The organism is Streptacidiphilus albus JL83 (genome assembly GCF_000744705.1).
Lineage (GTDB): Bacteria > Actinomycetota > Actinomycetes > Streptomycetales > Streptomycetaceae > Streptacidiphilus > Streptacidiphilus albus.
This window is the reverse complement of the sequence record NZ_JQML01000001.1, coordinates 8989576-9002033: the sequence shown is the minus strand read 5'-3', so window position 1 is coordinate 9002033 and position 12458 is coordinate 8989576. Positions and strand designations below refer to the sequence as shown.

At 70.7% G+C, this 12458-nt stretch carries 11 protein-coding genes; 8 read left to right on the top strand and 3 right to left on the bottom strand.

Annotated features, from left to right (window positions below; all coding sequences use genetic code 11):
- Positions 1 to 155 precede the first annotated feature (155 nt).
- Positions 156 to 1271: an aldose epimerase family protein gene (locus BS75_RS39015; protein ID WP_231608025.1), complete on the top strand. Its 1116-nt coding sequence runs from the start codon at positions 156 to 158 to the stop codon at positions 1269 to 1271.
- Between the two features lie 119 nt (positions 1272 to 1390).
- On the opposite strand, the gene BS75_RS39010 is transcribed toward BS75_RS39015, so the two are convergent.
- Positions 1391 to 1939 carry a GNAT family N-acetyltransferase gene (locus BS75_RS39010; RefSeq protein WP_052070278.1) on the bottom strand — a complete coding sequence of 183 codons (549 nt, stop codon included), beginning with the start codon at positions 1937 to 1939 and terminating at the stop codon, positions 1391 to 1393.
- 486 nt (positions 1940 to 2425) lie between these two features.
- Here BS75_RS39010 and BS75_RS39005 point away from each other — a divergent pair, with 486 nt between their 5' ends.
- The 4 genes from BS75_RS39005 (at position 2426) to BS75_RS38990 (ending at position 6077) form a co-directional block, all read left to right on the top strand.
- Positions 2426 to 3295, top strand: a complete 870-nt coding sequence (locus BS75_RS39005; RefSeq protein WP_034091596.1) for an SAM hydroxide adenosyltransferase — start codon at positions 2426 to 2428, stop codon at positions 3293 to 3295.
- Positions 3296 to 3540: 245 nt separating this feature from the next.
- Entirely contained in the window at positions 3541 to 4434 is an 894-nt protein-coding gene (locus BS75_RS39000; RefSeq protein WP_042440138.1) for an ABC transporter substrate-binding protein, read from the top strand.
- 6 nt (positions 4435 to 4440) lie between these two features.
- Complete coding sequence (locus BS75_RS38995; RefSeq protein WP_231608024.1) at positions 4441 to 5340, top strand: amino acid ABC transporter permease; 900 nt, start codon at positions 4441 to 4443, stop codon at positions 5338 to 5340.
- Entirely contained in the window at positions 5337 to 6077 is a 741-nt protein-coding gene (locus BS75_RS38990) for an amino acid ABC transporter ATP-binding protein (protein WP_034091595.1), read from the top strand. The genes BS75_RS38995 and BS75_RS38990 overlap by 4 nt, the downstream gene beginning before the upstream one ends.
- Positions 6078 to 6257: 180 nt before the next feature.
- Here the strand turns inward: BS75_RS38990 and BS75_RS38985 are convergent, their stop codons facing one another.
- Positions 6258 to 7043 (bottom strand): amidohydrolase family protein, encoded by a 786-nt coding sequence (locus BS75_RS38985; RefSeq protein WP_034091594.1) that lies wholly within the window; start codon positions 7041 to 7043, stop codon positions 6258 to 6260.
- A 118-nt stretch (positions 7044 to 7161) separates the two neighbouring features.
- Here BS75_RS38985 and BS75_RS38980 point away from each other — a divergent pair, with 118 nt between their 5' ends.
- The 3 genes from BS75_RS38980 to BS75_RS38970 all read left to right on the top strand — a co-directional run bounded on the left by BS75_RS38980 (position 7162) and on the right by BS75_RS38970 (position 9964).
- Complete coding sequence (locus BS75_RS38980) at positions 7162 to 7578, top strand: MerR family transcriptional regulator (RefSeq protein WP_063771585.1); 417 nt, start codon at positions 7162 to 7164, stop codon at positions 7576 to 7578.
- Between the two features lie 143 nt (positions 7579 to 7721).
- Positions 7722 to 8933 carry a 4-hydroxybenzoate 3-monooxygenase gene (locus BS75_RS38975; RefSeq protein ID WP_042440141.1) on the top strand — a complete coding sequence of 404 codons (1212 nt, stop codon included), beginning with the start codon at positions 7722 to 7724 and terminating at the stop codon, positions 8931 to 8933.
- Positions 8934 to 9625: 692 nt separating this feature from the next.
- Positions 9626 to 9964, top strand: a complete 339-nt coding sequence (locus BS75_RS38970) for a hypothetical protein (protein ID WP_034091593.1) — start codon at positions 9626 to 9628, stop codon at positions 9962 to 9964.
- Between the two features lie 195 nt (positions 9965 to 10159).
- Here BS75_RS38970 and BS75_RS38965 read toward each other — a convergent pair whose 3' ends face one another.
- Positions 10160 to 12256, bottom strand: a complete 2097-nt coding sequence (locus tag BS75_RS38965; RefSeq protein WP_034091592.1) for an alpha-galactosidase — start codon at positions 12254 to 12256, stop codon at positions 10160 to 10162.
- Between the last annotated feature and the right edge of the window lie 202 nt (positions 12257 to 12458).

Genomic DNA, 12458 nt, shown 5'->3' with positions numbered 1-12458 from the left:
CGAGCACGATAGTCATGCCGGTTCCGGCCGTCCAGGAACTCCTCCCCCGTTCTCCCCCATCGACCGACTCACGCGATCACCCATTTGTTATCGCTAACACCAACCACTCGCAGAAGTTCCGCAACAACACCCCTTCCCCGAGCCAGGAGTCAGCCTTGTCAGCTCACCGCTCCACCCCGCCGCCCCGAGTGGAGGCCTTCGGACGACTTCCCGACGGCTCGGAAGTCCAGCGGTGGACCCTGTCCGACGGTTCGGGCGTCACCGCCTCCGTACTCACCTTCGGCGCGATCCTCCAGTCCCTCGACGTCCCCGACCGGCAGGGGCAGTTCGCCGGTGTCGTCCTGGGCCTGCCCCGGTTGGAGGACTACCTGGGCAGCCACCCCTACCTCGGGGCGACCGTCGGACGCTACGCCAACCGAATCGCCGGCGGCAGCTTCACCCTGGACGGGAAGCAGTACGCCCTGCCTCTGAGCGACCCCGCCGGGCCCAACACCCTGCACGGCGGTCAGAACGGCTTCGACAAGCGGCTGTGGCAGGCGAGGCCCCTGTCCGCCGGTCCCGGCGCGGCGGTCGAACTCAGCCGCACCAGCCCCGACGGCGAGGAGGGCTTCCCCGGAACCCTGCACGCCGTCGTTCGCTACACCCTGTACCGGGCGGAGCTGCGCATCGACTACCAGGCCACGACCGACGCACCCACCGTGGTCGGGATGACGAACCACTCCTACTTCAACCTGGCCGGGGAAGGCTCGCCGAGCGTGCTCGACCACCGGTTGCAGATCGCCGCCGACCGCTACCTTCCGGTGGACCGGCACCTGATACCGGAGGATCGCCCACGCCCCGTGGCCGCAACCCCGTTCGACTTCACCGCAGCCGACACCCTGGGTGCGCGCATCGGCTCCGGCGACGAGCAGCTGGGCCCGGCGTGCGGCTACGACCACTGCTGGATCCTGGACGGCGGCCGCGCAGCCGACTGCCGCACGGTGGCCCGGCTCACCCACCCCGGCAGCGGTCGCGGACTGAGCATCGCCACCACCGAGCCAGGACTGCAGGTGTACACCGCCAATGGCTTCGACGGCACGCTCACCGGCCTCGGCGGCCGACCCTACCTCCGCCACTCAGCGGTGGCGCTGGAAACCCAGCCCCTCCCCGACTCACCCAACCGGCCCGACTTCCCCACCGTCGTGCTGCGCCCAGGCCTGCCCTACCGATCCACCACCGTCTACCGCTTCTTCGCCGACCAGCCGACCGTGTCATCACTGGCCGTGTGCTGACCCCCGACTGCCACAGTTCCCCGTCGAGGTACTGCTGCACTGCCGGCGCCACCGACGTACCTAAATCACTGAGCGTCAACACGCTGCCTGTCCGGGGCTCGCGTATGCCTGCTTCGTTCTCAGTGGCCGAGAGGCCGGAGCAGGGAGTCGTACCTCGGGGCGTCGGTGTAGGGCTGCATGACGCCCATCCACTGGTATCCCCACCGCTCGTAGAGAGCCCGGACCTTGGGGTGGTCCGGTTCGACCAGGAGGTGAGAGCGCTCCTCGATGCGGTGGGACAGGAGTTCGTCGTGGAGGAGGCGGGCGATGCCGGTTCCACGCCACGGGTCGCGGACCATGACCTCGCACAGGGCGAAGGTGCGGGTGTCGGTCTCGGCGAGCTGGTCGGCCGGCGCGTCGGTGACCAGTCCGTGCCAGTGGTAGGCAGCGGTGCGGGCGAAGCCGTACGCGTAGCCGACCGGCCGGCCTTCGACGTCGACGAACGCGCAGCCCCAGCGCGGGGCGGACGCGTGCGCGCGCAAGCGTTCGGTGTCGCGGTCGACGGTGAAGAACGGGTCCGTGGCCGCCTCGGCGCTGTAGACCTCCGCGTACACCGCGACGAGCTTGTCCTCGATGGCGGGCAGGTCGGCGGCGGTGTAGTAGCTCACAGTCAGTGTGGCGGCGTCCACGGTCGGGTTCTCCCTGTCAGGTGGCGGTCAGTACGTCATAGCGTTCTACGAAGGCGGTGGTCTCGGGAAGGCCGGTTGTGGTCACCTCGTCGCAGAAGCGGCCCAGGCGCACGGCCCATCGTGGACAGTGCACCGACGGGTACAGCTCCAGGGCCTGCCCTGCCCCGCAGCGCCCGGCCGGGCGGCGGGGCCGTCTCACGCTTCGGGCGGTCGGTCCGGTTGCGTCGTCCCGGATGCTAGGGTCCGTCCCATGCTGAACACCGCCGCCCTCGCCATGATGCGAATGATGCCCCCGCTACCGGAGGCGCTTCGCTAGCGAAGCGGTGTGCGCGCAGGACGCCACGGACCTCCGGAAACGGGGGTCCGTTTTTTGTTGCCCCGAAACCTGCCGGTCCCCCGCTTCTCGATGTCCCGCGGCCTGCCCTCACGGCTGCTCCGAAGACCAGAACCCGAACGCCGGAACCCGAAGACCAGAAGGACCCCCTCATGACCCACCACCCGGTCATCTCGCTCACCGACTGCGCCGACCCCAACGCCGTCGCCCGGCAGTCCGCCCGGATCGCGGCGCTGTTCGGCGCCACGCCCACCATCCTGCCGCTGGCCGGTCCCGACCCGGAGGGCGTGGCCGCGCTCACCCTGCTGGACCTGCTCCGGGCCACCGATCTGGTCGGCGGGCCGGTGCACCCCTCGGTGGTCCTGGTCAATATCGCGCCCCGGGACGGCCACTGGCCCAACGGCGTGCCCTTCTGCTACTTCCGGCACGGCGAGCACCTGGTCGTCAGCACGCTCACCCCCCGGGTGCTGGCGCCGCTGCGGACCTGGCTGGGCCTGGAGCAGGTCCAGGTCACCGATGTGCGCGAGGTGGTCGAGGCCGCCGCCGGGCAGTGGGCCGAGCTGACCGCCGATCAGGTCGACGAGATCGCCCGGACCCAGTTCCGCAGCCTGTGGTACGTGCCGCTGCTGGCGCGCTGGCTGGTGGACGGCCACCCGGTGCCCTCGCGGACCGAGCCGGTGGCGCAGGCCGCCGAGGACACGGGACCGGTGCGGGTCGCCGTCATCGACAACTTCGGCAACTGCAAGCTGGACCGGCCCGCCGCCGCCGTCTTCGGCCGGGCCGGCGCGGACTCGCTGCGCCTGCGCCGCAGCCACGACGGCGGCACGGTGACGGTGCGCGGCTTCGACCGGCTGCCGGACGTGCCGCGCGGTGAGCCCGGCATCACCACCGGCAGCTCCGGCGTCGGCTTCGCCGAGCTGGTGGTGCGCGGCGGTTCCGCCGCCGACCTGTTCGGCCTGCGCGAGGGCAACCCGCTGCCGCTGACCGTCGGACTCCCCCAGCCGGCCGGGCTGACCAACTGACTCTCCGCTGCCCGGGCGTCTCACCAGCTGACATGAGACCTTCGCGTTACCGGATGGTAGCCGACCCGATTGACACCGCACGCGGCGTCCCGGAATGCTGAAACGCATGTCCGGAGCCCCCACCCTGGTACGTCGCCGCCACGTTGACCACGCACGTTGCGCCGCCGATCTGTGTCGCTGAGCGCACAGCCGCCGCCCCTCGACCCGTACCGTCCCTCCCGGACTCCACCGCAAAGGAACCACCCGTGACCCGTGCCCGTATAGCCCTGGCTGCCTCCGTCGGGGCGGCGCTCGTGCTGACCGCCTCCGCGTGCGCGCCGCAGCCGAGCAGCACCGCGAACGCCTCTGCCGGCTCCTCCACCGGCGCCAGTGCCGCCGCCGCGGCCTGCTCGACCAGCAGCCCGAACCTCTACAAGTCAGGTCAGCTGACGGTCGCCACCGACTCCCCGGCGTACGCCCCCTGGTTCGACAACAACAGCCCCGCCGACGGGAAGGGCTTCGAGAGCGCGGTGGCCTACGCGGTGGCCGCCAAGCTCGGTTTCTCGAAGAGCCAGGTGAAGTGGGTGGTCGAGCCCTTCGACAACTCCTACGCCCCGGGCGCGAAGAACTTCGACTTCGACATCAACGAGATCTCGGTGACCCCGCAGCGGGCGCAGGCCGTGGACTTCTCCACCGGCTACTACACCGCCGACCAGGGCGTGCTGGTGCTGAACAACTCCAAGTACGCCAAGGCGACCTCGCTGGCCGAGCTCAAGGGCGCCCGGATCGGCGTGCAGGTGGCGACCACCAGCTACCAGGCCGTCCAGGACGAGATCAAGCCGACCCACACCCCCAGCGTCTACAACACCACCAACGACGAGGTGAACGCGCTCCAGGACGGCCAGATCGACGCCATCGTCACCGACATGCCGACCGTGTTCTACCTGGCCAGTGCCGAGCTGAACCAGGGCAAGATCCTCGGTGAGTTCGACTACGACAGCGGCACGCCGGAGCAGTTCGGCCTGCTGCTGAAGAAGGGCAGCGGCCTGACCTCCTGCGTGGACCAGGCCATCGCCGGGCTCAAGTCCGACGGCACGCTGGCGAAGATCACCGAACAGTGGCTGTCGGCCTCCGCCGACGTCCCGCACCTGAAGCAGTAGCGGACGGTGGAGAACGAGACCGCGGCTGCGCTGAACAAGCAGGCCACCGCACCGGACGAGGACTTCCGGCCGAGCCCCCGGCAGGAGGAGCGGCAGCGGTTCCGCCGCTCCCGCAAGCGGCGCGACATCGGGATCGCCGCGCTGTGCACGGCGGCGTTCCTGGTGGCGCTCTGCGTGGCCGTGGTCGCCTCGCCGGGCTGGTTCCGGGTGCACACGCTGTTCCTGAACGGCGCGGAGTTCCGCAAGACCTTTCCCACGGTCCTGCACGGCTTCTGGCTCAACATCCAGATGTTCCTGATCGCCGAGGTGCTGATCCTGGCCCTCGGGCTGCTGATCGCCCTGGTCCGGGCCACCCGGGCGCCGGGGCTGCAGCCGCTGCGGCTGGCCGCGACCGTCTACGTGGACGTGTTCCGGGGTGTGCCGACGCTGCTGCTGGTCTTCCTGATCGGCTACGGACTGCCCGCGCTCCAGCTCCAGGGCACGCCCTCGCAGCCGTGGGTGCTGGGCACGATCGCGCTGGTGCTGTCCTACTCGGCCTATGTGGCCGAGGTCTTCCGGGCCGGGCTGAACTCGGTGCACCCGGCGCAGCGCAATGCCGCCCGGGCGCTCGGGCTGAGCGAGCCGCAGACCCTGCGGCACGTGATCCTGCCGCAGGCGGTGCGCAACGTGGTGCCGCCGCTGCTGAACGACTTCATCGCGCTCCAGAAGGACACCGCCATGGTGGCCGTGCTGGGCCCGCTGGAGGCCCTGCGGGAGGCGCAGATCAACGCGGACTACGACTTCAACTACACCCCCTACCTGGGTGCGGCACTGCTGTTCATCGCGGTCACCATCCCGCTGAGCAGGTACGCCGACCGGTTGCAGCGGCGGGCCGCACAGCGGCAGCGGGCGGAGGCGGCACGATGAGCGAGGCACTGCTGCGGATCAGGGGCCTGCGCAAGCAGTACGGCTCGCGCCTGGTCCTGCGTTCGATCGACCTGGACGTGGCCGAGCACCAGGTGGTCTGCCTGATCGGCGGGTCGGGTTCGGGCAAGTCGACCCTGCTGCGCTGCGTGGACCTGCTGGACGAGGTCGACGACGGCACCGTGCACCTCGGCGGGACCGAGCTGACGGATCCGCGGCTGGACGCCAACGCCGCCCGCCGCCGGATCGGCGTGGTGTTCCAGGCGTACAACCTGTTCCCGCACCTGAACGTGCTGGACAACATCACGCTGGCACCGCGCCGGGTGCACGGGGTGGCCCGCCGGCAGGCGGAGGAGTCGGCGCTGGAGCTGCTGGAGCGGCTGGGCCTGGCGGACAAGGCGCGGGACTACCCGGACCGGCTCTCCGGCGGCCAGCAGCAGCGGGCGGCGATCGCCCGCGCCCTGGCCACCGAGCCGGAGCTGCTGCTCTTCGACGAGATCACCTCGGCGCTGGACCCGGAGCTGGTGGGCGAGGTGCTGGACGTGGTCACCGACCTCAAGCAGCGCGGGCTGACCATCCTGATGGCCACCCATGAGATGGGCTTCGCCCGGCACGCCGCCGACCAGGTCTGCTACCTGGAGGACGGCGTGATCCGCGAGCAGGGCAGCGCGGAGCAGGTCCTGAACGACCCCCAGCACGCGTCGACCCGGCGCTTCCTGTCCCGGGTGCTGAACCACTGACGCCGGTGGCCGCCACGCCCGCCGCCCGCGCCCGGTCCGCCGGGCGGGCGCGGCGGACGGTCCGGCCCGGTCGTTTCGCAGTCGGCCGTTTCGCAGTCGGCCGTTTCGCAGTCGGCCGTTTCGCAGTCGGCCGTTTCGCGGTCGGCCGCCGGTGCCGGCGGGCGGCGCCCGGGAGCACGGTCAGAGGCCGAGCAGCTCCGCCAGGGTGCCGCCGAGGACGCGGTCGCGCAGCGCACCCGGCCTGGTCACGCGTTCGACCGTGGCGCGGGCCAGGACCGGGTCGCCATAGGGGGCGTCCGAACCGAACAGGGTGCGGTCGGGTACCTCGTCGATGGCCAGCCGCACGGCGAAGACGATGTTCGCCGTCGACAGGTCCAGGTAGACGTTGGTGGTGTCCCGGGCCAGCTCGATCGCCGTCAACCAGTTCAGTCCGCCGAGCTGGCTGATCACCAGGGGGACGCTCGGGTACCGGCGCGCCAGACCGGCCAGCGTTGCCAGGTCGCCCGCCGTGGTCGGTGCGAAACCGTGCACGACCACCGGCAGCCCGCCCTGGTCGGCGGCCGCCTGCAGGACCGGCTCGACCTGGCCCGCCCCGTCCGGTGGCGGGGTCAGCTCGCCGATGCCCCGGAAGCCCCGGCCGACGACCTCCCGCTCGACCTCCGCCGCGATCTGCTGGGCCGGCCGGTCCAGCCGGACCTTGCCGAAGCCGATGAAACGGTCGGGGTGGGCCGCGCAGGCCGCACCGAGCTCCTCCCACGCGGCCCGGTACCCGTCCGCACCGGTGGACCGCCCGCTGACCGTCTCGTTCAGCACGCTCATCTCGCGCCGGAACGAGGCCAGATCGGTGGCCCGCTCGGGGTGCGGACGGGTGCCGAAGAGCACGACGCGGTCGACTCCGGCCTCGTCCAGCAGGGCGACATGGGTGTGCACGGGGTCGTGGACATGGCTGTGCGCATCGATGATCAATGAATTCTCCTGGTCACGGCCGCCGGAGGCGACGGAATGTGGCTGCCGGCACCAGTGTTGAAGGTTGACACCATGGCAAGGTCAAACCGGCCGAAGGCACCGGACGAAGCGAGGGGCGATGTTGATCGGGCAGCTGGCCAGAGCCACCGGGACGAGCGAGCGCCTGCTCCGCTACTACGAGAGCGTCGGCCTGCTCACGTCGGACCGCCACAGCAACGGCTACCGCGAGTACGACGCCGACGCCGAACAGACGGTCCGCCGGATCCGCGCCCTGCTGGCGGCCGGTCTGTCGACCGGCCTGATCCGGCAGCTGATGCCCTGCGGACAGCCGGACGGCTCGCTCCGTCCGTGCCCGGGGGTGCTGGACAAGCTCCGCACCCAGCTCGCCCACCTCGACCGGCGCGCCGAGGAGTTGGCGCTGGCCCGGCAGACCCTGAGTCGGGCGATCGAGGACACCGAAAGGCAGGCCGGTTGGAACCGGCGGCAGAATCACGTCGGCGGGAGGAGGCTCCCATCCGCGCAGGATCCGGGGTGACCGGTCGTCAGAAAGTGCCCACCGAACGGTTCCGACGTGGCGACGCCGGGTTGCCTGAATAATGGTGGAACAGTTGTCACACTGACTGCATGCGGGGGAATTCCGACGATAAATGCGCTTGTAGGCGCTTATGCTCAACCTCTATGACAGCAAGTCAGAGAATCCGAACGGTCGGTGACACCGCCGACGTCATCATCCTCGGTGCCGGGCCCGCCGGGCTGGTACTCGGGAACCTCCTCCGGACAAGCGGAATCGACTGCCTGGTCGTGGAACGGGCCGAGCGGGCGCACCTCAGGACCCGGGCGCGCGCAGGGTTCCTCGCCGCCAACACCGTGCGCATCCTGGACCGCCACGGCCTGGCCGAAGGCCTGCACCGGCGCGGCCACGAGCATTCCACCTGCGAGTTCCGCACCGACGACGGCCGCTTCCGGCTGGACTACGGCGGCCTTGGGCGCGGGGAGCGCCACACCGTGTACCCGCAGCAGGAGTTGGTCACGGACCTGCTGACCCACTACCTGGACATCGGTGGGCGCATCAGCTTCGGGACCGAGGCGGTCGCCGTGACCGGGGTGGACAGCTCCCGCCCCTCGGTCTCGGTGCGCGGGCCCGACGGCCGCCCGGAGCAGTGGCGGGCCAGGTACGTCGCCGGCTGCGACGGCCGGCACGGCGCGGCCAGGCGTTCGCTGCCCTCCGGCGCGGTCCGACGGCACCACCGGGACCACGGCGTCTCCTGGCTCGGCCTGCTCGCCGAGGCGCCGCCGAGCCTGGACGCCGTGGGCTACGCGATCCACCCGCGCGGATTCGCCGGGCACATGGCGCGCACGCCGGAGGTCACCCGCTACTACCTGCAGTGCGAGCGCGGAGAGTCGGCCGACGCCTGGTCCGACGAGCGGATCTGGGACGAACTGGCGCTGCGGATGCGCGCCGCGCAGTACGGCGAGCTGCACCGGGGCCCGATCATCCAGCGTGCCGTCGTCGACCTGGAGTCCGACGTCCTCGAACCGCTGCGCCACGGATCGCTCCTCCTGGCCGGCGACGCCGCCAGCCTGCTCAGCCCGTCGGCGGCCAAGGGGGCCAACCTCGCGGTACTGGAGGCGGAGATACTTGCGCGCGCCCTGGTGGACGACCTCGCCCACGGCGACGCGACGGGCCTGGAGCGCTACTCGGAGCAGTCCCTGGCCTACATCCGGCGGGCGCAGGAGTTCTCGCAGTGGATGATCCAACTGCTGCACGGCGCGCCCGACTCGGACGGCGGGCCGCTGCTCCACGGCCCCCTGGGACCGGCTCGCATCGAGTCGCTGCGCACCTCGCGCAGTCAGCAGGACTGGTTCGCCGAGCGCTACGTCGGCGTATGAGAACCGTCCGACCTCTTACCTGACAGACCTACAGACCTACAGACCTACAGACCTACAGACCTACAGACCTACAGACCTAGGATGCTTCCGCAATGACGACCACGATCCCGACCGACGCCGCCCGCCTGCGAGCGCCAGTCGAGTTCGTCCGGGAGCAGGGCACCGACGCACTGCTGTCGCTCCTGATGCCTGGCCTCGATGCCCTGGAACTGCGGGCGCTGGCCGAACGCTGCCGTTTCTCGCACGCCGCGCTGCTCGTCTTCCCCCGACACCGGACGCACTGCGCTCCGATCTGGCCGGCTGCGGGCTGGCCGCCGGCACCCCTCCGCAGCCCAGCGTCGTGGTCCGCGAGCGGCTGGCCGCGCGCCACGGGCGGGCTGCCGCCGGACTCGACATCGAGATCCCGCGTCCACCTGTGCTCGGACCCGACGGGGAGCAGCGCACGGTCGAGGTGTTCACGCTGACCGTCCCGCCCGCCTGCGAGCGCCAGTCGAGTTCGTCCGGGAGCAGGGCACCGACGCACTGCTGTCGCTCCTGATGCCTGGCCTCGATGCCCTGGAACTGCGGGCGCTGGCCGAACGCTGCCGTTTCTCGCACGCCGCGCTGCTCGTCTTCCCCCGACACCGGACGCACTGCGCTCCGATCTGGCCGGCTGCGGGCTGGCCGCCGGCACCCCTCCGCAGCCCAGCGTCGTGGTCCGCGAGCGGCTGGCCGCGCGCCACGGGCGGGCTGCCGCCGGACTCGACATCGAGATCCCGCGTCCACCTGTGCTCGGACCCGACGGGGAGCAGCGCACGGTCGAGGTGTTCACGCTGACCGTCCCGCCCGGCTCCGAGCTGGCCGACATCGCCGAGCACGAGCGCGCGCAGCAGCACGAGGCACACCTGGCCTTCGAGATCGACTGCCCCGACCCCCTGGTCCTGCGCGGCCTGCACACGATCCTCGCCCGGCACGGCGCGCTCGCCGACGGTGGCGGGTACAACACGCCGCCGGGGCAGGGGTGGGCCGGAGGTGGGGACCGGCGGCCGTAGTTCACCGGCTGGACCTGCCCGCCCCGGGGTGGGCCGACGGAGCGCCCCGGCGGGTCGGCCGGGGCGCTCCGTCGTATCGTCATCGATTCCGTGGACGGCGATCACCTGACGCGCCCGCCTCCCGCTCCCGCGCGGAACCGGGGCGCCGCGTCCGAGCGGGGTCCGGCAGCCGCCCACCCATGAAGTGACGTAGTGTCAATTCATGGCCACCCACCCCTGAGTGGGGCTGGTTGTCGGCGAGTTGGTCACCACCGTCGATCCTGCGGCGGCGCCGGTGGCGTCGAGCACGTAGCCCGTGCCCCGGTTGGTGATGGTGATCACGCCGGTACTGCTGTTCTCGGTCACCGCCCACTCCTGGTAGGCGTCGCCTGCGGTATAGGTGTTGGACACGGTGACCGGTCCGCCGGCCCCGCTGCTCTCGGTCAGCGTGCCGTTCTGCTGGGTTCCGGTCCAGCAGTTGTCGTAGATCCTGACCGTGCCGTCCGCGTTCCGGGCGAACTGCCACTGCTCGGAGGTGTGGGTGCTCCACCAGGTGTTGAGGTCGGCGCCGCCCCCGGCCGGGGCGCTGCACTCGCCGTTGACCTCAAGGACGTTCCCGGAGGAGCTGCCGTCGGCGATGGTGTGGTAGCTGCCGTCCCCCACGAGCGAGGGGGTGACCGTCTGCGGCGGGTTGCTGATCCGGAACATCGCCACGCCGTCGGGCGCGACGCTCGCGCTGAGGGTGCCGGAGACCGTGCCCGTGCCCTTGGTCCAGAGGTTCTCGTAGTCGTAGACCGTGCCGTTCAGCCCGAGTGAGCTGAGGCTGGCGCTGATCGTCGTGGTGCTGCTGGGATTCTGGTTGAGCAGCAGCACCGCAGTGTCGCCGTTGGACAGGGTCCGCCTGAGCACCACCGGGGCGGTACTGCTGTTCGGCGGGCTGCCGACCAGCGTGGCCGGCCGGCCGAGCGAGTCCTGGTCGACCGCGATGACGTCCTTGTTCTCGTAGATCGCGAGACTGTCGGCATTGATGCCGGTCGACCAGGTGTAGCCGTCCGAGGTGTGCTCCGACTCGGCCGCCGTGCGCATGTCGGCACCGGAGATCAGCGGCGAGGCCATCATCGACAGCACCGACATCTCCGTCTGCGACTCGGTGTCGGTGAACGGCGCGTGGCAGGTGCAGGTGTCGGTGACCCCGTAGTCGCCGTCGACGTCGTTCCAGCCGGTGAACATCATGTCCATGTCGTTCCAGCTACCCGGCCGGACGTTGGCCGAGTACTGCAGCGCCGTCCCCAGCGCAGCACCGTAGAACACCCCGGTGATGTCACTGTCGCGGTCCCCGCCGATCCGGCAGAGGTTGGCGACCTGCCCGCACCAGGCCCCGGTGGGGGCGTAGCCGGGCGCGTCGTACTGCGGGGTACCGGCGGCCTGGACCACCGAGTCCGACAGCGCCGGGTCGGTGGGCGACTCCAGGTACGGCACGCCGCTGTGGGCCGGCTGCGCGGAGACGCTCAGCACCAGCTTCGGCTTGCCCTGGGCGGCGGAGGCGGCGTCCAGCGCCTTCTGGAAGGTCTGCACGCGGGCGTAGATGGACTCGGTCAGCTCCCGACCCTCCCCCTGCATCCCGTAGTTGTGCCCGTCCGGGCCGGTGATCGACGGGCCGTAGGGGCAGTTGTCGAGCTTGACGTAGTCGACGCCCCAGGAGACGAAGTCGTTGGCGTCAGTGGTCTCGTGACCGAGGCTGCCCGGGTGGCCCTGGCAGGTGACATAGGTGTCGGTGGCGTAGAGCCCGAACTTCATGCCCTTGCTGTGGGCGTACCAGGCCAGGTACTGGATGCCGTTCACGGTCTGCCCGTTGACGGTCTGGTTCGGGAAGTTGGCCGGATTGGGGATCAGGTCGCCCGAGGTCGGGTCGCTGCCGGAGCCGTCGAGTCCGCTGACCGGATTGCCGTTGGCGTCGTACAGCTGCATGGCGCCGTACTGGTTCTTGACGGTGTCCGTGGTCTGCCCGCTGCGGTGGTCCAGCGACCAGCCGTCGTCGATGGTGACGGTGTTGTAGCCCGCCGCCACCATACCGTTGGCCGACATGAAGTTGATGGTGTCGACGACGTTCTGCTCGGTCACGCTGGTGCTCAGGCTGTTCCAGGAGTTCCAGCCCATCGGCGGGGTCAGCGCCAGCCCGTTGTCCAGCGGCGGCGTCACGGCCGCTGCGGCCGCCGTGCGAGTGGCCGTGCGAGTGGCCGTGCGGGTGGCCGCAATGCCTTGCGGTGCGACGGCGACCGCCGCGATCGACATGGCGGCCGAGAGCGCGGCCACCGTACCGAGTCTCAGCAGCCGGGACCGGGATAGATCCGGCCAGATTTCCAACATTTAGCAACACCCTTCGCCAGGTGGGATGCGAGCCGCCACACCCCACCTGGCATGCGAAAGTCTGACCGCATACGGGGCTTCGGCAGGATGAGGCGGCGCAGTCGGCTGCGCTTGATGTTTGTTATTATTTGAATCTGTTGATACATGT